This is a genomic window from Pseudomonas extremorientalis, from assembly GCF_024584605.1.
GTDB classification, from domain to species: domain Bacteria; phylum Pseudomonadota; class Gammaproteobacteria; order Pseudomonadales; family Pseudomonadaceae; genus Aquipseudomonas; species Aquipseudomonas extremorientalis.
On the sequence record NZ_CP089519.1, the window covers coordinates 3,333,984 to 3,355,713 of the forward strand.

The 21,730-nt window shown below is 61.4% G+C and carries 19 protein-coding genes and 1 tRNA gene; 10 read left to right on the forward strand and 10 right to left on the reverse strand.

All coding sequences use genetic code 11. From position 1 onward, the window contains the following. Nucleotides 1–456 precede the first annotated feature (456 nt). Together LUU92_RS14785 and LUU92_RS14790 are read right to left on the reverse strand one after the other, a co-directional pair. Complete coding sequence (locus tag LUU92_RS14785; protein ID WP_071488196.1) at nt 457–1,065, reverse strand: LysE family translocator; 609 nt, start codon at nt 1,063–1,065, stop codon at nt 457–459. 250 nt (nt 1,066–1,315) lie between these two features. Continuing rightward, nucleotides 1,316–1,780: a hypothetical protein gene (locus LUU92_RS14790; RefSeq protein ID WP_071488195.1), complete on the reverse strand. Its 465-nt coding sequence runs from the start codon at nt 1,778–1,780 to the stop codon at nt 1,316–1,318. Nucleotides 1,781–1,987: 207 nt separating this feature from the next. Here LUU92_RS14790 and gcvA point away from each other — a divergent pair, with 207 nt between their 5' ends. The 3 genes from gcvA to LUU92_RS14805 all read left to right on the forward strand — a co-directional run bounded on the left by gcvA (nt 1,988) and on the right by LUU92_RS14805 (nt 4,587). Continuing rightward, nucleotides 1,988–2,893: a transcriptional regulator GcvA gene (gcvA, locus tag LUU92_RS14795; protein WP_092243828.1), complete on the forward strand. Its 906-nt coding sequence runs from the start codon at nt 1,988–1,990 to the stop codon at nt 2,891–2,893. 75 nt (nt 2,894–2,968) lie between these two features. Further along, nucleotides 2,969–3,796 carry a DMT family transporter gene (locus tag LUU92_RS14800; RefSeq protein WP_071488193.1) on the forward strand — a complete coding sequence of 276 codons (828 nt, stop codon included), beginning with the start codon at nt 2,969–2,971 and terminating at the stop codon, nt 3,794–3,796. A 29-nt stretch (nt 3,797–3,825) separates the two neighbouring features. After that, complete coding sequence (locus tag LUU92_RS14805) at nt 3,826–4,587, forward strand: SDR family oxidoreductase (RefSeq protein WP_071488192.1); 762 nt, start codon at nt 3,826–3,828, stop codon at nt 4,585–4,587. A 14-nt stretch (nt 4,588–4,601) separates the two neighbouring features. On the opposite strand, the gene LUU92_RS14810 is transcribed toward LUU92_RS14805, so the two are convergent. Beyond that, nucleotides 4,602–5,315, reverse strand: coding sequence for a CerR family C-terminal domain-containing protein (locus LUU92_RS14810; RefSeq protein WP_071488191.1), 714 nt, complete (start codon nt 5,313–5,315; stop codon nt 4,602–4,604). A 99-nt stretch (nt 5,316–5,414) separates the two neighbouring features. Here LUU92_RS14810 and LUU92_RS14815 point away from each other — a divergent pair, with 99 nt between their 5' ends. The 5 genes from LUU92_RS14815 to LUU92_RS14835 all read left to right on the forward strand — a co-directional run bounded on the left by LUU92_RS14815 (nt 5,415) and on the right by LUU92_RS14835 (nt 10,438). Continuing rightward, complete coding sequence (locus tag LUU92_RS14815) at nt 5,415–6,524, forward strand: HlyD family secretion protein (RefSeq protein WP_257102183.1); 1,110 nt, start codon at nt 5,415–5,417, stop codon at nt 6,522–6,524. Beyond that, nucleotides 6,517–8,085 (forward strand): DHA2 family efflux MFS transporter permease subunit, encoded by a 1,569-nt coding sequence (locus LUU92_RS14820; RefSeq protein WP_083351452.1) that lies wholly within the window; start codon nt 6,517–6,519, stop codon nt 8,083–8,085. The genes LUU92_RS14815 and LUU92_RS14820 overlap by 8 nt, the downstream gene beginning before the upstream one ends. Then, on the forward strand, nt 8,082–9,500 hold the full coding sequence (locus tag LUU92_RS14825) for an efflux transporter outer membrane subunit (RefSeq protein WP_093513307.1): 1,419 nt from the start codon (nt 8,082–8,084) through the stop codon (nt 9,498–9,500). The genes LUU92_RS14820 and LUU92_RS14825 overlap by 4 nt, the downstream gene beginning before the upstream one ends. A gap of 99 nt (nt 9,501–9,599) precedes the next feature. Then, on the forward strand, nt 9,600–9,854 hold the full coding sequence (locus LUU92_RS14830; RefSeq protein ID WP_257102184.1) for a hypothetical protein: 255 nt from the start codon (nt 9,600–9,602) through the stop codon (nt 9,852–9,854). A 197-nt stretch (nt 9,855–10,051) separates the two neighbouring features. After that, complete coding sequence (locus LUU92_RS14835) at nt 10,052–10,438, forward strand: DUF1090 family protein (protein ID WP_071488186.1); 387 nt, start codon at nt 10,052–10,054, stop codon at nt 10,436–10,438. Nucleotides 10,439–10,585: 147 nt separating this feature from the next. Here the strand turns inward: LUU92_RS14835 and LUU92_RS14840 are convergent. Continuing rightward, a tRNA-Cys gene (locus tag LUU92_RS14840) sits at nt 10,586–10,659 on the reverse strand. 212 nt (nt 10,660–10,871) lie between these two features. After that, complete coding sequence (gene pvdQ / locus LUU92_RS14845; RefSeq protein ID WP_306459253.1) at nt 10,872–13,157, reverse strand: bifunctional acylase PvdQ; 2,286 nt, start codon at nt 13,155–13,157, stop codon at nt 10,872–10,874. 237 nt (nt 13,158–13,394) lie between these two features. Here pvdQ and LUU92_RS14850 point away from each other — a divergent pair, with 237 nt between their 5' ends. Next, on the forward strand, nt 13,395–13,775 hold the full coding sequence (locus LUU92_RS14850) for a fe2+ zn2+ uptake regulation protein (protein ID WP_071488184.1): 381 nt from the start codon (nt 13,395–13,397) through the stop codon (nt 13,773–13,775). Nucleotides 13,776–13,781: 6 nt separating this feature from the next. Here the strand turns inward: LUU92_RS14850 and LUU92_RS14855 are convergent, their stop codons facing one another. Further along, on the reverse strand, nt 13,782–13,970 hold the full coding sequence (locus LUU92_RS14855; protein WP_010210250.1) for a hypothetical protein: 189 nt from the start codon (nt 13,968–13,970) through the stop codon (nt 13,782–13,784). A 338-nt stretch (nt 13,971–14,308) separates the two neighbouring features. Here LUU92_RS14855 and LUU92_RS14860 point away from each other — a divergent pair, with 338 nt between their 5' ends. Continuing rightward, complete coding sequence (locus LUU92_RS14860; RefSeq protein WP_257102185.1) at nt 14,309–17,827, forward strand: membrane-targeted effector domain-containing toxin; 3,519 nt, start codon at nt 14,309–14,311, stop codon at nt 17,825–17,827. Nucleotides 17,828–17,887: 60 nt separating this feature from the next. Here LUU92_RS14860 and LUU92_RS14865 read toward each other — a convergent pair whose 3' ends face one another. Genes LUU92_RS14865 through LUU92_RS14880 form a run of 4 tightly spaced genes read right to left on the reverse strand, consistent with a single transcriptional unit; the run spans nt 17,888 to nt 21,696 of the window. Beyond that, nucleotides 17,888–18,637 carry an ABC transporter permease gene (locus LUU92_RS14865; RefSeq protein ID WP_173668608.1) on the reverse strand — a complete coding sequence of 250 codons (750 nt, stop codon included), beginning with the start codon at nt 18,635–18,637 and terminating at the stop codon, nt 17,888–17,890. A gap of 11 nt (nt 18,638–18,648) precedes the next feature. Continuing rightward, nucleotides 18,649–19,848, reverse strand: a complete 1,200-nt coding sequence (locus tag LUU92_RS14870) for an ABC transporter substrate-binding protein (protein ID WP_071488181.1) — start codon at nt 19,846–19,848, stop codon at nt 18,649–18,651. Further along, nucleotides 19,835–20,638, reverse strand: coding sequence for an ABC transporter ATP-binding protein (locus tag LUU92_RS14875; protein ID WP_071488180.1), 804 nt, complete (start codon nt 20,636–20,638; stop codon nt 19,835–19,837). Before LUU92_RS14875 ends, LUU92_RS14870 begins: the two co-directional genes overlap by 14 nt. After that, complete coding sequence (locus tag LUU92_RS14880) at nt 20,635–21,696, reverse strand: acyl-CoA dehydrogenase family protein (protein WP_071488179.1); 1,062 nt, start codon at nt 21,694–21,696, stop codon at nt 20,635–20,637. Before LUU92_RS14880 ends, LUU92_RS14875 begins: the two co-directional genes overlap by 4 nt. Nucleotides 21,697–21,730 lie beyond the last annotated feature (34 nt).

The following is a 21,730-nucleotide window of genomic DNA, read 5'->3' on the forward strand; positions in this document are numbered from 1 at the left end:
CCACTCTTATTGTTGAGGTCTTTGAAAAACCGGCCATTAAGGGCGAACACTGTAGCTGTGGCGAGCGGGCTTGTCCCGCGTTGGGTTGCGAAGCGAGCCTGGATTGAGGAATGCGCTGAGTCAGGCACTCTTTGGCCGCTGGTTTTGGGGCTGTTTAACAGCCGAACGCGGGACAAGCCCGCTCGCCACAGCGTACTTATCGCTTGATGTCCGGCGCTGATCCTGAAACAGCCACACGCGCTGAAAGCCCCCGGCTGAACAGCGGCAAGCGCATCTGATACGGTTTTTTCTTTGCTATCTGCAGCTGTATCGAAACGCCGTCTGGGCGGACAATGGCCCCATCCCCACTCCCTTCCCTTCGGAGGCCTTATGACCAAGATGGCACTTTTCCTGTTCGGCTTTTTGGTACTGACCATCGGCATCGGCCTGCTCGCGACCATCTCGCCGGTCTGACGCTCAGCCGGCAAACAGCATCGGGTACAGCGACAGCACCAGCAACCCGGCCATCGTCCAGTTGAACAGGCGCAGCCAGCGCGGCTCACGCAGCACATTGCGCAAGCCGCTGCCACACCCGACCCATACGCACACACTGGGCAGGTTGACCACGGCGAACACCAGCGCGATTACCAGCACATTGGTGACGTAGCCTTCGGCCGGCGTGTAGGTGGTGATTGCGCCCAGCGCCATGATCCAGGCCTTGGGGTTCACCCACTGGAACGCCGCCGCGCCGAGGAAAGTCATGGGTTTGCCCTGTTCATCAGGGCTGTCGGACATGCCGCCCGCCGTCGCGATCTTCCACGCCAGGTACAGTAAGTACGCAGCCCCCACGTAGCGCAACACCGTGTAGGCCCACGGGAACACCTTGAACACTTCGCCCAGCCCCAGCCCCACCGAAATCACCAGCAGCATGAAACCGATGCTGATCCCCAATGCATGGGGCATCGAGCGGCGAAAGCCGAAGTTCACCCCCGAGGCGAGCAGCATGGTGTTATTGGGCCCGGGCGTGATCGAGGACACGAAGGCAAACAGCACAAAGGCGGACAACAGGCTGGTAGACATGAACATGACGCGGCATCCAAACGGCAGTGGTATGCCTGCGACAGTAGAGGGTTATCGACCGCCCTGCCCCGTACAGCCATGGCGGGATTGAGGCATACACTTTTTTGCCGTGGTTTTCACAAACCTTTCACAGACAAGCGCCTAGGGTGGCCTCAGCTCCTAATGAACATCCCTTTAGCCCGCGCTCCCCACGCGGGCTTTTCTTTGCCTGGGCTATCGTGTAACCCGTTGGCAAGGGACAGTACAACGCACTGTTTTAGTTCTGCGGCCGTTGTTTGGTCGAATCCAGCTCGGCTTTTTTACCCGTGGAAATCTCGGTGATCTGCGCAGACTTGGCAATCGCGAAATCGAACGTGTCTTGCATCTTCGCAATCGCGTCGGTCGACGTGCCGTTCAATCCACCGTTGGCGGCCCAATCGAAGTTCCACACGCCGGAGAGGTTATCGGCGCCCGGCACATCGTGGGTTTCGATGGCGGTGAAAACGTCGGGATGACGCTCCATGTACTTGGCCGCATCGCAGACTTCGGCCGGCACCTTGCCCGAGGCGTTGTTGGCCAGTTGGGTCAGCTCCTGCTTGGTAATGGCCGACTTGCCGGTCTGGCGCATGTAGTCGGCAATCACTTTGCTGGACTTGGCGATGTTCAACTTGTCATCGAACGCCGACGGTGACGCTTTAGGTGTGTTTGCCCCGCTGCCGGCGGGCGTTACGGTGGTAGACATCGGCGCTGCTCCCCTGATGGTACGAATGAAATCGTCGTGCTGACGATAGCCAGGAGCAGACGTTAGCATGGGCAATGGGCCATTAATCTGTGCTTCACAACAATTCACAAGGCCATGGTCTACAGCTTCTGTGAAAGCCTGCCAATCCATTACCATGAACCTGTATTCATGCCGATTAATTGCCAGCCGCCGACCCGGACCCCAGTCATGAGAGACCTACCGCCCACCGCCACGCTGCGAGCTTTCGAAGTAGCGACCCGGCATGCGACGTTCACATCGGCTTCAGAAGAGTTGCATGTGACCCAGAGCGCCGTCAGCCACCAACTCAAGCACCTCGAGGACCTGTGGGGCTTGCAGCTGTTCCAGCGCGGCAAGGCGTTGCGGCTGACCCCGGCCGGGGCCGCACTGGCGCCCATTGTGCGCGAGTTTTTCATGAACCTTGAGGCCACCCTGGCTGACCTGCGGGAACAAAAAGGCCGGGTTCGCCTGAAGGTCAGCACCACGTATTCGTTTGCCTTGAAATGGCTGCTGCCCAGGTTGCCCAGCCTGTCGCAGCAACATCCGGAAATCCTGATCACGCTGGAGACCAGCGACAAGGCCATCAAGTTCTCCAGCTCAGACCCGGATGTGGCCATCCGGCTGGGCAACGGCAATTATCCCGGCCTGCACTCGGAATTCATGCTCCGCGAGCAGATCTTCCCGGTGGCCAGCCCGGATCTGCTCAACCGTTTCGGCGCGCCCCACGAGCCCGCTGAGCTGCTGCGTTACCCGTTGCTGACGCGCGACGGCGCAGACCTGGTGCCCAAGTGGGACGCCTGGTTCGAGCATATCGGCGTCAGCATTGCACCCCTCAAGGAAAGCGTCAGGTTCGCTGACACCAACATGACCATCGAGGCGGCGCTGCTGGGCCAAGGTATCGCGCTGGCACGAAGCGGCCATGTTGAAGCTGAAATCAACGACGGCCGCCTGATCAGGCTGTTTGAGCTGCCGTTCGCGTCGCCGGTCGGCTACTACTTTGTCTGCCCCAAAGGGATCGAAACCCAGCCACACATCATCAGCTTTCGTAACTGGCTGTTGGCCGAGTCGATGCAGGCACAGCAAAATTATCAGTGATGCATGAACATTCACTCATGACAGGATGAAAGTACTTCGCTGTTAAACACGCCCTTGTGGTGTTTAACATGGCGCATGCCTTTACCCATCGTTCTACTCATCCTCTTCGCCGCCCTCTTGCATGCCAGCTGGAACGCATTGTTGCGTGTCGGCGCCGACCGGCTGTGGTCAATGACCATGATGTGCGTGGCGGTCGCCATCGCCAGCAGTGTAATAGCCTTGTTTCTCGCCCCTCCCGCGCCAGCCAGCTGGCCCTACGCCGTGCTGTCGGGCGTGTTGCACGTGGGCTATAACCTGTTCCTGGTGCGAAGCTACAAGGTGGGCGACCTGGGGCAGACGTACCCGATCGCCCGCGGTTCCTCGCCCATTCTGATCACGCTTTGCGCCTTGGTGTTTGCCGGTGAAACGCTCAGCACGAACGCCCTCATCGGCATCGTGCTGGTATCCGGCGGCATTATTTCTCTGGCCTTCAGACAGCGCAGACTGGCGGTGCCCAGCCTGCCCTACGCCCTGGGCACGGGTTTTTTCATCGCGGCCTACAGCGTCACGGACGGTATTGGCGCGAGGCTGTCCGGCGCACCGATGGCCTACACCGTATGGATGTGTGCGCTCTGGGGCGTATTGATGCCCCTGGTGTACATCGGCCTGCGCGATACACGCAGCCTCTTCGCACCACGCCCCGGCGTCATCACGGCCTTGATCGGGGGGCTTGTGTCCCTCCTGGCCTACGGCATCGTCATTTACGCCATGTCCCACGCGCCGATGGGCGCCGTTTCGGCCCTGCGCGAAACCAGCGTGCTGTTCGCGGCCTTGATCGGTTATTTGTTTTTGGGCGAGTCGCTGACTGTCCGCAAAGTGCTGGCGTGCGTGGTCATTGCGACCGGCACGATGCTGATAGGCTGATCCTTAACCCCTCAAAGGAGGTCCAAGCAATGAGTACTGTGTCTTCGACACCGCTGATTCTGATTACCGGCGGCAGCCGCGGTGTCGGCGCGGCAACCGCGCGCCTTGCAGCGGCGCAAGGCTACGATGTCGCGATCAGCTACGTCAGCAACGAGGCGGCCGCGCTCGGCGTGGTGGCGGATGTGCAAGCGTTGGGGCGCCGTGCCTTGGCCATCCGCGCCGACAGTGCGGACCCTGCTCAGGTCGCGCAGCTGTTCGCAGCCATTGACCAGACATTTGGCCGTATCGATGTGCTGGTCAACAACGCCGCGATCATTGCCCTGCAGTCACGCTTTGAAGACCTCGACTTTACCCGCATGCAGCGCATCTTCGCGATCAATGCCATCGGCCCGATGCTGTGCGCGCAGCACGCGGTGAAACGCATGTCGCTGCGCCACAATGGCACGGGTGGCAGCGTGATCAACGTGTCCTCCGCCTCAGCCCGCCTAGGCAGCCCCAACGAGTATGTCGATTACGCTGCCTCCAAAGGCGCCCTGGAGACGTTCACCATCGGCTTATCCAAGGAAGTCGCCCGTGAAGGCATACGCGTCAACTGCGTACGGCCCGGGCATATCTACACCGACATGCACGCCAGCGGCGGCGAACCGGGGCGTGTGGATCGGGTCAAGGACAGCATTCCCATGGGCCGTGGCGGCGAACCCGAAGAGGTGGCCCGCGCTATCCTGTGGCTGGCCGGTAAGGAAGCGTCGTTCATCACCGGGACCTTTCTGGATGTGACAGGCGGCAAGTAGGCGGCAACCGCCGATTAACGGGAGGCGTGCTGGTCCCGGTGCCGGGCCAGCCCTTCCAGGGTGAACCGCGCTTGCATCAGCACCACCTCCCGCACCTGTTCCATTTCCTTCTGGTTCACTTCGCTCCACTTCAACGCCTCCAGCAGCTTGGGCTTCTGGATGCGGAACGCCAGGCCCTGGGTAAACAGCGCCATGGAATGGATCACCGTGCGCTCATCCTCCAGCGCCAGGCCGGCCACGCGAGCGATCAGTTGGCGGATGACCCGCGCAATACGCGCCTTGAAACGCTCCTCGAAAGCCATCGTTGCGCTTTGCGGGCACAAGCCGGCCTGGTGGCGATCCATGAACGCACGCCAGGCCGTGGTTTGCGGGCTGTCCTGGATGGTTGAAACCACGGTGCCCAGGATGCCCAGCGAGGCGTCGATCAGCGCGTTGTCGCCGGAATCGGCATCGGCCAGCACGCTTTCCGCCGCCTCCACCGGCGGCGACATCTTGCGCCACAGCAGCGTGATCAAGTGCTCGACGCACGCCAGGTACACGCCTTCCTTGCCATCGAAGTAGTACTGGATCGCAGGTGCGTTGACGCCGGCAGCCGTGGCGATATCACGCGTGGACGCCCCATCGTAGCCACGCGCGCCGAATACCTCGACGGCCGCCTCGATAATGCGGGCGCGGGTTTCTTCGCCGCGCTGGTAACCACCCTCGGCGGCAGGTTTGTGTCGTGCCATGTGCAGCTCCCTTCGAATACCGGACCAAAATATACCAGTTGACAAAAATTCGCGAAAAAAGGAATTTATTCCACTCGTTATAAATCTGGAGTGACCTCGATGTCGGCTGCACCTCCCTCCCCTCAGGTCATGCCTGAAGAAACCGTCAACGGTCAACGTGGCAAGGCCCGGCGCATCCTGCTCAGCGTGGCCGGCGTTGCCGTGCTGGCGGGCGTGTCATGGGGCGCCTGGTGGTGGATCACCGGGCGGTTTATCGAGACCACCGATGACGCCTACCTGCAAGCCGACAGCATCAGCGTGGCGCCAAAGATCAACGGCTACGTGGCCGACGTGCTGGTGAGCGACAACCAGAACGTCAAGCGTGGCGACGTGCTGGTGCGCCTGGATGCGCGCAAGTACCAGGCCGTGAGCGACGAAGCCTCCGCGACCATCGCCGCACGCAACGCCGACTTTGCCAAGGCCCAGGCCGACCTGGTGCAACAGGATTCCACCATCGCCGAAGCCCGCGCCCAATTGCAGGGCGCCGAGGCCGATGCCCGGCATGCGCAGACCGAAGTCGCCCGCTACGCGCCGCTGGCCCGCTCGGGCGCCGAACCGGAAGAGCGCCTGGCCCAACTGAACAACCAACTGGCACAGGCCCGCAGCACCGTGGCGGCCAAACAGGCGGCGCTGCGGTCCAGCCAGACTCGCTACGGCACGTTGCAGGCCCAGCTCAAGCAGGCCCAGGCGCAACTGGGCGTAGCCAGGGCCAGCGAGGCGCAAAGCCAACTGGACGTCGACGACGCGGTCATCCGCAGCCCGCTGGACGGCCGTGTGGCTGACCGTGGCGTACGCGTGGGGCAGTACGTGCAACCTGGTACGCGTTTGCTGACCGTGGTGCCGATCAGCGCGATCTACCTCACCGCCAACTACAAGGAAACCCAGATCGGTGGCATGCGCCCCGGCCAGACCGTCACCGTGCATGTCGACGCCCTGCCCGGACGCGACCTGCAAGGCCACATCGACAGCCTGGCGCCCGGCACCGGCGCGCAGTTCGCCCTGCTGCCGCCGTCGAATGCCACCGGTAACTTCACCAAGATCGTGCAACGGGTACCGGTGCGCATTGCCCTGGACATACCGGATGACCTGCGTGCCGCATTGATGCCAGGCCTGTCGGCCACCGTGGAAGTCGACACCCGCACCCACGCCGCAGACGCCAACCATGGCTGAGGCGAGCATGGCCGGGGTGGCTGCCGAGAAACCGCGCAACGCCTCGCTGACCGACTGGATCGCCGTCGCCGCCGGTGCACTGGGCGCCTTGCTGGCGACCCTGGATGTGTCGATCACCAACTCGGCGCTGCCGCAGATCCAGGGCCAGATCGGCGCCACCGGCACCGAAGGCACCTGGATCGCCACCGGCTACCTGATGTCGGAAATCGTGATGATCCCGCTCGCGGCCTGGCTGACCCGAGTCTTCGGCCTGCGCCGGTTTCTGATCGGCACCGCACTCACCTTCACCCTGTTCTCGATGTTCTGCGGCTTGTCCACCAGCCTTGGCGCGATGATCGCCGGGCGCATCGGCCAGGGCTTCGCCGGCGGCGCGATGATCCCGACCGCGCAGACCATCGTGCGCACGCGTCTGCCGCCCCACCAACTGGCCATCGGCACCACGATGTTCGGCATGACCGTGATCCTCGGCCCCTTGCTCGGCCCGGTGATCGGCGGCTGGCTGACGGAGAACATCAACTGGCGCTGGTGCTTCTTTCTCAACCTGCCCATCAGCATCGCGCTGATCACCCTGCTGATCACCGGCCTGCCCAGCGAGCGCATGAACCTGCAGCGCTTTATCAGCGCCGATTGGCTGGGCATTCTGGGGCTGGCCATGGGCTTGAGTTCGCTGACCGTGGTGCTGGAAGAAGGCCAGCGCGAGCACTGGTTTGACTCGCTGCTGATCGTGTGGCTGAGCATTGCCACGGTCACCGGTTTTTTCCTGATTGCCGTGGGGCAATTGCGCTCCAGTACGCCGATCCTGCGCCTGCCACTGGTGCTCAACAAAAGCTTTGGCAGCGTGTTGCTGATCGGTACGGCGGTGGGTGCGGGGCTGTATGGCACGGCGTATCTGGTGCCGCAATTTCTCGGGATTCTGTCCGGCTACAACGCGCAGCAGTCCGGCGCGATCATGCTGTTGTCGGGGATTCCGGCGTTTTTGCTGATGCCGATCCTGCCGCGAATGCTCGGCCGCTACGACCTGCGCTGGATGGTCGGCGCCGGCCTGCTGCTGTACTGGGCCAGTTGCTTTGTAGACACCCTGTTGACCGCCGACAGCGTCGGCCATGATTTTGTGTGGTCGCAGTTGCTGCGCGGCTTCGGGCAGATCCTGGTGATGATGCCCCTCAGCCAACTGTCCATGCGTTCGGTCGAGACCAAGGACGCCGGCGACGCGGCCGGGCTCTACAACATGTCGCGCAACCTCGGCGGCACCATTGGCCTGGCGTTGCTCGGCGTGTTGATGGACCGGCGCAGCCACTTCCATGACGACCGGCTGCGCGAAGGCATCCTGGCCAACAGCCAGTTGACCCAGGACCACATGGCCAGCAACACCGCCAGCTACCTGGCACAAACCGGCGACGCCTCCACCGCCTCGTTGCAAGCCATGGCCCAACTGGCCAACGACATCGCCCGCCAAGCCTCGGTGATGGCCTATAACGATTCGTTCTACGTATTGGGACTCGCAATGCTGGCGTGCCTGCCCCTGATCTTCATCCTGAAAAAGCGCACGGTACAGCCATGATTGCTCGCTCGTTTCCTCTGCTCCTGACCGTTGGCCTGCTGTCGGCCTGCACCGTAGGCCCGGACTACTCAGGCGCACCCGACGCCGCGCCGAAAACCCTGGCCGCCGGGCATTTGCCCCATGCCGACCGCCAAGCGCCAAGCGCCCCGGCTGTGGCGCAGTGGTGGCGAACGTTGAATGACCCGCAGCTCAATGAGCTGGTCGAGATGGCGCTGAACAACAGCCCCGACATCGCCACCGCCCAGGCCCGCTTGAAACACTCCCGCGCCAGCCTCAGCGGTGCGCGGGCCGACGCCCTGCCCAAGGTCACCGGTGACGCCGCGATGCTCAAACTGCGCTCGCCCGACACCTCCGCACTGGGTGGCGGCGGTGCCGGTCGCGGGCCGTTGACGCTCTACCTGGCCGGCTTCGATGCCAGTTGGGAGGCCGACCTGTTCGGCGGCACACGTCGCGCCGTCGAAGCCGCGCAAGCCGAAGCCGACGCTGCCCAGGCGCAACTGGCCGACGCCCAGGTGCAACTGGCCGCCGAAGTGGTGCAGGCCTACACCGACCTGCGCGACCAACAGGCACGCCTGGCGTTGGTAGACGCGAGTGTCGACATCGAAAACCAGGCTCTCGACCTGACCCAGCAACGTCGCAGCCGTGGCGTGGCCTCACAGCTGCAACTGGAACAAGTCCTCACCCAGGCAGAAAACACCCAGGCCCAGCGCCTGCCGTTGCAAGCCGCCATCGTTGAATCCCTGGATCAACTCGGCCTGCTCTGCGGCCGAGAGCCCGGCGAACTGGATGGCCGCCTCGCCACCGCCAAAGCCCTGCCCGCCATCCCCGGTGTGGTACCCGTGGCAGACCCCGCCGCCCTGCTCAAGGCCCGCCCCGACATCCGCGTCGCCGAACGCAAACTGGCCTCCAGCAACGCGCAGATCGGCGAGAAAACCGCCGACTGGTTTCCCAAGCTCAGCCTGATGGGCGACCTGTCATTCTCTGCCGGCGACCCCGGCCACCTCGCCCGCAAGGACAACGGCACCTGGCTGATCCTGCCGCGCCTGACCTGGAACGCGCTGGACTTCGGCCGCGTGGCCGCCAGCGTCAAAGGCGCCGAAGCCGGTCGCGACGAAGCGCTCGCGCAGTACAAAAGTGTGGTACTGAGTGCGCTGCGCGACGCCGATGTGGCCCTGGCGCGGTACGGCCATCAACGCCAGAACGTAGTGCTGTTGCGCAGTGTGGAGTCCTCGGCGGTACGCGCGGCGGACCTGACTCGCCAGCGCTACCGTGCGGGCACCGCCAGCACCCTGGATTGGCTGGATGCGGAGCGTACCCGCTACCAGGCCCAGGAGAACCGGATTTCCGGGGACGCGGAACTGCTCAAGGATTTTGCTTCACTGCACAAGGCATTGGGGCTGGGCTGGACGTTGTGACACATCAGGCGTTTGATGGGAGAAATTCCATTCAAGACCGATCTGGCGGAGATCGGGATGGATATCATGGGGTTTGACCTGAAGCGGGAGGGGCAATAAATGAAAGAATTGATCCAGGGGCTCGACGGCCCCAGAACGGCACAGCAGGAATTGTTCTACGACCTGGAGGACGCCGCCGCTGTGATTCGGTGGTCGGTGGTTGAGTTGAGCGCTTTGGCCGCCAACGGTCGCACGCCGGATGAGGCGCTGGCGCTGATGAAAATCTGCGCGTTGCTGGCAGCGCAACAGGAAAGGCTTCACGCGTATGCAGGTGAGGTGAAAGACCAGCGCATCGCCAGGTCTGAAATCCTGTAATCACAGGAGGCATACCCCAATGGCGCGCAGCCGACGAACAACGTGAAAGAATTCACATTTATTGACACTGGATATTGAAGCTCAAAATTTGACCAAATAATATTTTGCCGCAACCGAGCACACACCTTTATACGGATATTGCTCTGCACCAGCTCGGGAGCCACGCGCGTGCAGACAATAAAACATTGAGGTTTGCCATGCGTCTTTCCAAGCTCGCTCCATCCGCCGCCCTGTTCAGTCTGATCGCCCTATCCGCACAAGCCGCTGACTTGAGTGCCCTGACAGGGGCTCTGTCCTCTGCTCTGGGTGGTGCAAACAACACCACCAATAACACTAATTACTCCAATAACGCCTCCTCCTGCCAGCAACAGGTCCGCGACCTGCAGGCGAACATCAATGCAGCCAATGCCAAGGGCGATACCTTGCGCGCAACCGCCTATCAAGCTGCGCTGACCCAGACAAACAAGAGCTGCAGTAACGCCAGTTACAACACCCAGGCCCAAGTGAATACCAACCCGCAGCACCAACAAAACGTGAACAAGGCAGCGGATGCGATCAATGCAATCGGTGGGCTGTTTAAATAAGCCGGAAAGTCGTGTGCGAGAGGCCCGCAATTGCGGGCTTTTCTATGCCTGCGGGACGGACCATGCAAAAACCTTGATCGGCACGCCCGTACTTTCGCCCAGGCAATAAAAAACCCCGTAGACGTTAATCTACGGGGTTTTCAAGAGTGGAGGCCGAGGTCGGAATCGAACCGGCGTAGGCGGATTTGCAATCCGCTGCATAACCATTTTGCTACTCGGCCTCAAACGATCAATGTCCCGACTGCTGACACTCATCGCATAAAAACTTGAGTGGGCTGTATAACCCTGCCTCTACTCTAACTCATTGAATACATTGAAGTTTTTAATGCTTCATTGCGTTCGATGGGCGCCATTATGTACGTATTTGCCTAGGCGTGCAACCCCTTGATTTCAAAAATATTTCGTATTGGCATCAAGGGGTTGCGGGCCTGCCCTACTCCTTGATGCGCAGTTGTTGGTACTGCGGGTCGGCCTTGATTTGGGCTTCGGTGAAGGGCAGCGGGCGCAGTTGTTTTTGGGAGAAGGCTCGGGTCTGGTCCTTGGCGTGTGGGGAAGCCGGGTTGTTGGACTCGGAGAACGCGAGCACGCCTTGGGCATGGGGCCCCTGGTCGTCGAAGGTGACGATTTGCAGGTAGCTGGTGCCGCTGACCACTTCGCGCTTGCCGTCGGCGCGGGGCACGGTTTGCATGGCGTTGTAGATGCCGAGTTCCTGCGGGCCGCCGTGGATCGGAGTTTGCCCGGCGACTTGGACCTCACCCCAGGTGCTGCTGGCGGTCAAACCGCGTTTGGCGACGTCGGCGGTGGAGGCCAGCATGGCTTCGCGCAGGGCTTTGGCCACATCGGCGCGGTCGATGGCCAGGCCGCGTGGGGTGGTGAGGGGTTGGGCCGGGTCGAAGGCCACGCGCCAGGCGTCGGGGATTTGCTGCAGGTGCTGCACCAGGTTGATGAAGTGCACCAGGCCGAGGCCGCTGTCGAGGTTGGCGCGCTGGTCCCAGGTTTTCAGGCTGGAGCACAGGGCGTGCAAGGCAGTGGCGTCGCTGCCGAGGTGTCTGGCGCAGAACGCGAGCAGATCGGGCATGACTTGGCCGGCCAGGTACACCTCGTTGTCCATCACCATGTTGTGCAGGTCGCTGACGCTGATCGGTTTAGCCAGGGATTGCAGGCGTTGCAGGGCAAAGCGCGCGCGTGGGCCGAGGCCGATATGGTCCTGGCTGATCAGCGGGGAGAAACCGGTCAACGGCGCCTTGGGGTTGGCCAGCCACGCCGAGTCATTGGAGTGCTGCACGTAATCGGTGCGTTGCAATTGCGGCAACTGCTCGGCCGGGAAGATGCCGGCCTGGGCGGCGCGCGGATCAACGTCCCAGGCACAGGCGCTATGGGCGCCGTCGAGCATGATCATCTGCAGGCCGGCGCGTGGGTCGCTGCATTGCGCCAGTTTGGCCGCGCTGACGTTGGGCACCACCGACAGGTTCATGTACAGGCTCTGGCCCTGGTCATCGGCGGCCAGGGTGTTGACCCACGGGATGCCTTGCAGGATGTGTACCGAGGTTTTCAGCTCATTGAGGCTGTCGGCGCGGTTCATGGCGTACCACTGTTGCAATACACGGTCGTTGCCCAGGTTGGCATCGCGCAGGCTGAAGGCGTAGTGGCTGTCCCAATCGAGCTTGCCCGGCCACTGCACCACCGGGCCGAACTGTGAGCTATAGACCGTGTGCGATTGGTCCTTGAGGCTGCCATCGGCCTGTTTGACCTGCACGGTCACCGTCGTTTTATCCAGGGCGACCGATTTGCCGTCGAGCATGTAGCGCGTGGAGTCCTTGGGGTCCAGGGTCAGGCGGTACAGGGTGAAGTGCTTGGACGTGTCCACCGTATGGGTCCACGCCACATGCTGGTTGAAGCCGATATTGATCACCGGCAGGCCCGGCAGCGCAGCGCCCATCACATCCAGTTGGCCGGGAATGGTCAGGTGCATCTCGTAAAACCGCATGCCGCCCACCCAGGGGAAGTGCGGGTTGGCCAGCAACATGCCGCGCCCGTTGAACGAGCGGTCACGCCCCACTGCCACGGCGTTACTGCCACGATCGAAGGCGAAACGCTGTTGATTGGCCGCGACCCGTTCAAAGGCCTTGACACTGCTCGACACATTGGCGGTTGCTTGAGGCGGCGCCGCACCCACCAGGGCTTCGGCGAACTGCCCGACACCGCCTTCGACCAACAGCCTGCGGGTCAGCTTGACCAGATCTTCAGCCACCAGTGGCCGTACCCACGCGGCCTGGCACTGCGCAGGCGCGCCCTGCTCTTTCAGATAACGGTTGTAGCCGGCCACATAACCTTCAATACGCTGCTGGATCTGCGGGCTCTGCGCCTTCCAGAATGCCGCCACCGCATCCGGCGTATTGAGCCAGCCAAAGAACAGGTCGCTGGCCAGGTTGTTGCGCTCTTCCAGGGTCGCCTGCTCGGGGCCGAAGAAGCGGGCGCGCTGGCCATTTACGGTGACCACTTCATTGGCCAGCAGGCACAGGTTGTCCTGGGCGTACGCGTAGCCAATGCCGAAGCCCAGGCCACGTTCATCGTTGGCGCGGATATGCGGTACGCCGTAACTGGTGCGCCGGATGTCCGCCGATGCTGGCGTCACCTGCTCCCGCGCAGAGGCGGCCAGGCCCAACCCCAGCAACACTCCGGCCATGCAGACCCTGGACAACCCATTGGAAATAATCACGCAGACTCCACCGTCAGATTTAACCGTCTCACAAGGGGCAATAACCCCACCGTAAGAACGCAAATCACCGGGAATAATTTAACGCACGGGGTCGTTTATTTAAGGCGGTGGGGATGTGACAAAACCGATACCGACGAAATTTCTACATCCGACACTTCATGATTTCGCTCGCTCGTTCGTCTTATTAACCAAGAGCGCTCATTTTTTCCTGATCAGGCTCTGATAAGGAGTTTTTGCATGTACAACCCGCAAGTGCCCACGGATGGACATTCACACGCGGCCGAAGCCAGTTTCGGCAGCGGCCCGCAAGCGTTCGGCAAAACGCCCGAACAGCAAGGCAACCAGCGTATCCGCCATCTGCTCAAGTGTTTTGGCCTGCGTACCAGCCTGATCCGGCTGAAGGTCATCGACGCCCTGCTCACCGCCGCCGACAACCAGCGCACCCTTGGCGTACGCGGCGTGCACAGCCACTTGCTGGAGCTGGGCATTCCACTGTCGTTTCTCAGCGTGCGCGAGGTACTCAAGCGCCTGTGCAGCGAAGGTGTGATCACCCTCAATGCGGACAAAAGCTACAGCCTCCATGAAGAGGCTGCCAAGGTACTCGAAGGCCGCGCCTGATCGCCGTTAAAGCTTGACCTTGCGGCGCATGATGCCGTTGATCACCACCACGACCACTGCGACGGCAATGGCGATGGTCTGGAATGTCTTCTCGCTGATGACCCCAGTGTTCTGCAAGTAGGACAGGCCAAACATCGTCGCCAATACGGCCAGGGCAATCAGAATCGAATATTTCAAACGCTGCTTTTGGGTCATCAGGGGGTCCTGTATCTGGGAGTGGATCGGGATCAATAGGCGCTCATATTACAGGCGATGAAAAGCTTTGGCTCGTCTGGCGCACGCTACGATAAACCAGCCCCCCCGAGTAAGCAGAAAATATTCCCTTACAGTGCAATGCTGACGCTGTCGTCGGTACGGAACTGACTGCATTTGACCAGCCCGCCTACTCCCCGCCTACATCCGATCTTACAAACCCTGGTACCCGCAGCCGGAACGCGAACGGGCGTTTTCAGCACACAGCGGTGCGCCATGGGAAAAGGGAACCTCCCGTTGACAGGCGCTTATTCTCAGCACGTCTGAATAGGTACCCAACAATGACCCATCTAGATACTCGCTCGCCTCAGCAGTCATACACGTATCAACCGCCCCTCCCTAACGGCCGATCTCTATCAGCCCTCCATGACACTGCCAGCGCAAACCTCGACTCGGCAGCAGGCCCCACTCTTCTGCCACAAACAGTCAAAAGCCCAGACAGCGGTGACTTCAAGCAACAGCTCGCAGACCAGCAGAACTTCAGGACCCTGGCACGCAAACTCACTGAGCTGGCTGCCCAATTGGGTGAAGCGGTCACCCCGCAGGCTGTCCTCGCGGCGCTCAAATCCACACCGATGGTGGTAGCGCCTGGCTCATCTTCCTTTGAGGAGCTAGGCAGAACCACACTGGAGAACTACATCGCCTACAACGGCCTCCCCGTACCGGACAGCCATGCGTCCTTGACCGCCCTGGCCAGTGCCCTGGTCGACAGCGCCCTGGAACACCCCCTGGGCAATTTTGGGGGTGCCTTGAGCTGGCCTATTCCCTTGAGCAGAGACGATCAACGGCGCCTGCGTTTGATTGCCATGAGCCACGAACATCATCTCGAGGAAAAGCCCCTGGTCATGCAAACCAAAGGGGGGTTATTAGAGTTTTTGCGCTATCAGGCGCCACTCCCCGAGGGCGTCCTGAATGATCCCATCCGGGTGCTGGAAACCCTGATCGGTTCTGCCCAGGGGCAATTGATGGGCAAAGCTCTGCAGCAGAAAATGAATGGAGTTGACACCGCCGAGAGCGCCAACGATTACCTCATGGCAGCAATGATTCTGCAATTGGACCCGGAGTACTTTGCCGAGCCTGCCCCCAATAAGGTGGCAGGTTTTGATTTGTCCAACAAAGCCCATTGGGGCAAGCCTTTGTCGATGATTGTGGACGGTTTGAGTACGCACTTGAGCGAATCCGGCAGAACCTCCGCCGAGATGGCCAAGACCGGGGCGCACCTCTTGCTGTCAAAGAAAACCCCCGAACTCTTGATTAAAGACATTCCTGGCACGGTGGTGTATGGCAGCGCCGCCTGGGTCAGGCTGTCGATCGCCGCAGCATCGATAGAGGCCCTGACGCCAGGAAAAGTGCAAAACATGACCTTTAACCAGGTCATGGCTGAAGCTGACATTGCCGCCCTTAGCAACCGGCAAGACACTCAGCGTGCGCAGATTGCTGCCCTGCGGGTGTGGGGGTTGGTCAATGGCATCCTTTCGCCGGAGCGGGCCGGTCGATACAACGACGCCGACATCGAGGTGGCCAGAAGCGCGTTTAACCAACAGGCCACTGCACAGATAGAAGCATCCAGCCTGATCCAATCCGACATGCCCAGCCGCAGGGATATCGCCCTCGCCCGCCTCAAGGAGCGTTTTGGCGAAAATGTTCCGTTTGAAGAATGGCTGCTGAAAGTCCATGACAACAAGCAACCGTCCATCCAGCCGGTCTACGACCCTAATCGGGCGCCTGCCGGCATGATGTCGCTCCTGGACATCGCCATGAGTGGGTTGCACAACTACGAATGGGTGAGCCAGGACCCGCGCATCAATGCCGCGCTGAAAGGTAAGTCGCTCGATCTGGGAGTCAATGCCGAATTCAACAGCCAACTTGTCCAGGCCATCAGCGACAAGAAAAAAGGCATTGGCGTGGCGATCAAACATATGATCGCCCAGCTTCCACTGGCTGACAGGCAGAACCTAGAGTACGGGCAACTTGAGTTCTACCAGCTCGACACCTACCGCCTGGGCCCCGGGTTTACTGGCAAAACCCTCGACCATAAAAATGAAAAGCTGTACGTCAAGGCCACCAGCGCGAATGGCACGGCCACGTATGAGCTGGACCTTAGCAAACACGCTATCACAGCGGTCAGTAACAGCGTGCTGACTCACGAGCGTGAGCGCGAAGCCAATAGGGTCTATCCGATCGAGAAATTCACACCCGTTGCTAACGCCGACTTCAGCCAGAACACAAAAGCCGGATCACCGCTGCCTACCCCCTTGAACTTCACAAGCACGCGAACCCAGGCTATTGCAGATACATTTGTGAAACACCTGCAGATTGATAGTCGGGACGTGATCAAGCAGGCCAAGGGCGCGACCAGCTTCGACAATCAGATGGATGCCGAATGGAACTTGACCAACTTTTTCCTGGATTTGATTCCCTTCAGATCGGCCATTCGCAACTTTCAGGAGGGTCATTACGCCGACGGCGCTATAGACCTGTTCATGGACGTCTTCAGCTTTGTCACTGCTGGTGCAGGGGCCGCAGCGAAAGCCACCAAAGTCGGTTCCAAAGCCATCAGCCTGACGAAGAAGGCTTTGCAAGTCTCGAAAATCGTCGGGACCACCGTTATCAGTGAGTTCAACCCATTGAGTGGTGTAGGCGATTTGTTGCTCGGAGGCACCCGCCTCGCAAGCAAAGGCATTACCAAAGCCAAGATTGCGGCCGGCTTGACTCCGCCGCCTTACGGTGATGTCACATGGGGAACCTTAAAGGTTGGGGAGCAAACCCTGGAGACCAGCAGCGTTATTCATAATGGGCAACGGTATGCCTATGACCCGGTCACGAGGAGGCCTTACGGCCCGCCACTGAAGGATTTCAACGTGCTGGAGACCTTGAGCCCCACCGTTCCCAAAACACACTCCCCCAGGCAATCCAGCAGTCGCCGTCGACGCCCCCCCTCGAATACTGGCGCTCCTCAGGTTCACGTCAGAAAGCCGTTACCCAAGGGCGACTACGTAGAAAGCCTGCAGGGCAAATTCGAGACTGACCATTTCTTCCTGCCGGATATCAAGGCACAAACACTGGAGAAGTTCAAAGACGAAATGAACGCTTGCTATGACGCCCTGGCCGAAACAGGGCTACCGCCACGCCCTGTCATCCCATCGGTGCCTGAACCCATCAGCGCGCCAGAACTGTTCGCAGAGGCATTCAAGGCGTCTAACGGCATAGTCTTGGGGGAGTCGCATAAGCAGATGGCCAGTTTCAAGGTGCTTTTCGATAACGTGGAAACGTTAAAGAACCAAGGCGTCAAGAAAGTGTATTTCGAAGCACTTATCGATACGCCGGATGGCCTGATCGATGACGGTATAGGTTACCTGGGGGATGGCAGAACACTTAGAACTGATCCAACGTTCAAGGAACTATGCGAAAAGCTTGAGGCCAATGGCATAGAAGTCATGCCCATTGATCACATCTACCTCACGCGCCACAAAGGCGATCTCCATAAAGTGCCTACAACAACGGGCGAACGTTCGCAACGCCGCCTCAAAGAGTTCAACTATTACGCCTCGGAAACCATCCAGGCGACTTCAGGCACTGAAAAATGGGTCGCACTGGTTGGGTGCTCCCATATGAACACCTCCGAAAACGTACCAGGCCTGGCTGAGTTGACAGGCACCATCGGCATCGGCGTATTTAACAATAAGAACGTCACAGGACAGATCGGCACCCGGGTAATTGGCCGGCCTCAAGACCCTACACAACCGGTAGGCTGGGGACGCGGCATTCCGGGTGATCTGCAGATTTATGTAGAACCCTGACCTTACTCGCTGCTCTCCCGCAAACAACGGCCCGGGGATGTATCCGGGCCGTTGTTTGCCCTATTGGCCAGCATGCACCCACCGCTGGTGCAGCCACCGCGCCAATGCATCCAGTGCAAAGCCCAACAAGCCGATCAACACCACCATCGCCATCAGCTCCGAATAGGCGAGCCGATCACGGGTATCGAGGATGTAATACCCAAGCCCCGCACTGACCCCCAGCATCTCGCACGGCACCAGCACGATCCACAGAATGCCGATGGCCAGGCGCACGCCCGTCAGCACATGCCCCACCACGCCGGGAATGATCACCCGGCGCAAGGTCTCCCAGCGGGTCGCGCTCAAACTGGCGCTCAACTGCAACCAGCGCGGGTCGAGCTGACGCACCCCGGCGGCGGTGTTGAGCATGATCGGCCATACGGCAGCAAAGGCCAGCAGGAAATAGATCGGCCGGTCGCCTACCCCCATCAGCATCACCACGATGGGCATCCACGACAGCGGCGAGATCATGCGCAGGAACTGGAACGCCGGTGTGGTCGCCGCCTCCAGGTTGCGCGAACTGCCCACCAGCAATCCCAGCGGCACGCCGACCAGCAAGGCCATGAGCAACCCAACGAAAATACGCTTGAGGCTCACGGCGATGTGCAGGTACAACTCCCCGCGCCCGAGCAATTCCCACAGGCTGGCGGCCGTGGCGGCCAGGGAAAAGCGTGCCGACAAGCCGCCCGCCGCGCCAAACACTTTCACCCCCAGCCACCAGAGCAACAGCAACCCCGCCAAGCCACTCAACCCGAGCAACCAGCCCGGGATTTCCCGTTTGTTCAAACGCCAATCTCCTCATGCCGCTCAAACCCATCAGGCAAACCAAAGGTCTTCATGCCGCCCACGGACTCAATGGCGTTGCGCACGAAACGGTCGTCTACCAGGTCCTTGGCGACAAACGCCGGGTCCAGGTCGGCGAGGAATTTCTTGTCGCCCTCGATCAGCGTGTCCTTCAGGCGGCGCACCAGTTCCTCGGTGTAGCTGGGGAATGGGTAGGGCTGGAAATCGATGCGGTGCTCATCCCAACTCCCATGCTGAATCGCGCCGTCGGCCAGGTAGGCCACACGGTCGGCCGCGGCGGGCGCCAGCACTTTGCTCAACACCGGCTCGGCATGCGGGGTATAGCGGTTAGGGCCGTCCTTGGACAGCAGCTTCACCGCCGCTTCGCGGTTGTCGCGGGTCCACACCTGCGCCTTGACGATGGCATTCACCACCTTCTGCGACCACTCCGGGCGGTTGGTCAGGTCGTGCTCGTGCATGAATACCACGCAGCATGCGTGGTTGCGCCACACGTCACCGGTGAAGCGCTGCACGCGACCCACCTTGAGGTTTTCCGCCAGGGCGTTGAACGGCTCGGCGACGATATAGCCGTCGATACGCTGGCTGGCCAGGGCCGGTGGCATGTCCGACGGTGGCAACACGATGAGGTTGACCTCATTGGCCGCAATCGCACTGCCCGCCGCCCGCGCCACCGGCGTCAGCCCGTTGTCGCGGAACAGTTGCTGCACCACTACGTTATGGATCGAATACCAGAACGGAATCGCCACGGACTTTCCGCCCAATTGCTTCACATCGGTGATGCCCGGCGCCACGGTCAGGCCCGAGCCACCCACATGGTTCCACGCCACCACTTTCGCCGGCACCTTGCTGCCATAGCGTGCCCACACGGTCATTGGCGACAGCAGGTGAATCACGTTGACCTGGCCCGAAATAAACGCCTCGATCACCTGCGCCCAACTGCGCAGCAGCACCGGGCGCTCGGCCTTGATGCCTTCGGCTTCGAACAGGCCATTGTTATGCGCCACCAGCAACGGCGTGGCGTCAGTGATTGGCAAGTAGCCAATGCGCACGGGTGCGTCCGGCTCGCTGGCAGCGCGGGCCTGCAGGCTGCTCAGCAGCGGCAAGGCGCCGGCGGCACTGAGCACGGCGGAGAGTTTTAGAAAGTCGCGACGCGAGTGGGTCAGGTCATCCAGGCACATGGACAGGCTCCAGCAGGTCAAGGGGGTTGAGTTGAGGGCGGCTCGCCTGCCGTAGGGTTTTGAGGATGTCGATGCGCAGCGCGCCGATGGCTTCCACCTGTTCTTCGCGCGGTTGCGGCAGGTCGATCAGCCACTCGCCCAACGTCCGCGCCGGGCGGTTGCCCAGTAGCAGGATGCGGTCCGACAGCAGCAGCGCTTCGTCAATGTCATGGGTAATCAACACGGCTGCCGAGCCCTGCTCGCGGTTGACCTTGAGCAGCAGGTGCTGCATGTCGGCGCGGGTCACCTCGTCGAGGGCACCGAAGGGCTCATCCAGCAACAGCACCTGGGGCTGGCGCGCCAGGCAACGGGCCAGCGCCGTACGCTGGGCCATGCCGCCGGAAAGCTGCGCCGGGAAGTGCTGGCGCGCATGCTCCAGGCCAACGGCGGCGATGGCGTGGTCGACACGCTGGCGGCGTTCCTCAACGCTCAAGTGTGGCTGGCGGGCGAAGTCCAGGCCGAAGGCAACGTTCTTTTCCAGGCTCAGCCAGGGCAGCAGGCTGGGGTCCTGAAACGCCACTGCGACACGCGGGTGAGGGCCATCCACAGGTTCACCGAGCACCCGCACACTGCCGCCTTGCGGCGCCTGCAAACCGGCGAGCACCCGCAGCAGGCTGGACTTGCCTACCCCGCTGGGACCGAGGATCGACACCACTTCGCCGGGCTGCAGTTGCAGGTCAAAGCCCTGCAACACTGGCCCGCCGGCGTACCCCAGGCAAATCCCCCGGGCATTCAATACCGCGTTCGTCATAGGTTGGCCTGGCGCTGTAACTCGGTGCGCAATTGCACCAGGCTCGGGGTCACGATCGGCACGAACGCGGACTCACGCCAGCGCCGCGCAAAGCCACTGCCGTGGGCAGTGAGGTAGGCCTTGCCGCCGCTGGCCTGCAACTCCAGCTGCACGGCGCTGGCGGCCGTTTCGGCGAGGGCGATGCGCAGCTTGAACAACGCTGCCGGCTCGGCCGCAAAGCGCCCGACCAACAGGCCGTTCTTCAAGTCAGTGACCAAGTGATCCAAGGTGACGCGCAGCGTCTCCAGCTCTTCGCGCAACACCGTACGGGTCGCGCCCAGATGGTTGGCCACTTCCGCCAGGGAGCGCCGGGCCAGGCCGATGGACATGCCGCACTGCAACCCCAGGAACGCCGGGCGCACCGCAGGTAAAAACTTGCGCGCATCCTCATGCAGCAACCAGTCGCGACTCAACGCCACGCCTTCCAGCCCCAGGGCCGCCGTGTTGCTGGACTGCAAACCCAGTAGTTCGAGGTCGCGGGAGCGCTGTAAGCCGGCCACCGAATCCGGAATCGCCAGGATAAACGGCGCACCACCGCCGGCATGCTCGATGGCAGCCGCAGCGACAAAACCGCTTTTGCGCAGGTTGGTCACCCAATGCAGCCGGCCGTTGAGGGTCCAGCCGTCGTCGGTAGGCTCGGCGCTGATCTGCAGGGCTTCAATACCCGACAAGAACTTCATCGCGTTGGACAGCCCCGTGGCCCCCGCCAACTTGCCGCTGAGCAGGTCCGGCAACAGTCGCTCACGCAGTTGCGCATTCGGGCTTTGCAGCAAATATTCGATAAACGAACGCTGGCCCCAGCACACAAACGCCGCCGCCAGGGAATGGCTGGCAACATTGGCGATAGCCTCCACCGCGCCCGCCACGTCCCCGCCCAGGCCACCAAGCTGAGCCGGCACGCCGATACGCAATACATTGACTTCTGCCAGCCGTGGCAGCACTTCCTGTGGATCGCAACTGCCCACGTCCAGGGCCTGCGCTTGAACATCGAGCCAACGGCTCAAGATTGGGTCAAGCATTCATGTTTCTCCTTTTCACAGCGGGTGGGTCATC

Coding starts and splice junctions, on each gene's coding strand:
- LUU92_RS14785 (WP_071488196.1), bottom strand. CDS start 1,065: ATGTTCATGTCTACCAGCCTGTTGTCCGCCTTTGTGCTGTTTGCCTTC.
- LUU92_RS14790 (WP_071488195.1), bottom strand. CDS start 1,780: ATGTCTACCACCGTAACGCCCGCCGGCAGCGGGGCAAACACACCTAAA.
- gcvA (WP_092243828.1), top strand. CDS start 1,988: ATGAGAGACCTACCGCCCACCGCCACGCTGCGAGCTTTCGAAGTAGCG.
- LUU92_RS14800 (WP_071488193.1), top strand. CDS start 2,969: ATGCCTTTACCCATCGTTCTACTCATCCTCTTCGCCGCCCTCTTGCAT.
- LUU92_RS14805 (WP_071488192.1), top strand. CDS start 3,826: ATGAGTACTGTGTCTTCGACACCGCTGATTCTGATTACCGGCGGCAGC.
- LUU92_RS14810 (WP_071488191.1), bottom strand. CDS start 5,315: ATGGCACGACACAAACCTGCCGCCGAGGGTGGTTACCAGCGCGGCGAA.
- LUU92_RS14815 (WP_257102183.1), top strand. CDS start 5,415: ATGTCGGCTGCACCTCCCTCCCCTCAGGTCATGCCTGAAGAAACCGTC.
- LUU92_RS14820 (WP_083351452.1), top strand. CDS start 6,517: ATGGCTGAGGCGAGCATGGCCGGGGTGGCTGCCGAGAAACCGCGCAAC.
- LUU92_RS14825 (WP_093513307.1), top strand. CDS start 8,082: ATGATTGCTCGCTCGTTTCCTCTGCTCCTGACCGTTGGCCTGCTGTCG.
- LUU92_RS14830 (WP_257102184.1), top strand. CDS start 9,600: ATGAAAGAATTGATCCAGGGGCTCGACGGCCCCAGAACGGCACAGCAG.
- LUU92_RS14835 (WP_071488186.1), top strand. CDS start 10,052: ATGCGTCTTTCCAAGCTCGCTCCATCCGCCGCCCTGTTCAGTCTGATC.
- LUU92_RS14850 (WP_071488184.1), top strand. CDS start 13,395: ATGTACAACCCGCAAGTGCCCACGGATGGACATTCACACGCGGCCGAA.
- LUU92_RS14855 (WP_010210250.1), bottom strand. CDS start 13,970: ATGACCCAAAAGCAGCGTTTGAAATATTCGATTCTGATTGCCCTGGCC.
- LUU92_RS14860 (WP_257102185.1), top strand. CDS start 14,309: ATGACCCATCTAGATACTCGCTCGCCTCAGCAGTCATACACGTATCAA.
- LUU92_RS14870 (WP_071488181.1), bottom strand. CDS start 19,848: ATGTGCCTGGATGACCTGACCCACTCGCGTCGCGACTTTCTAAAACTC.
- LUU92_RS14875 (WP_071488180.1), bottom strand. CDS start 20,638: ATGACGAACGCGGTATTGAATGCCCGGGGGATTTGCCTGGGGTACGCC.
- LUU92_RS14880 (WP_071488179.1), bottom strand. CDS start 21,696: ATGCTTGACCCAATCTTGAGCCGTTGGCTCGATGTTCAAGCGCAGGCC.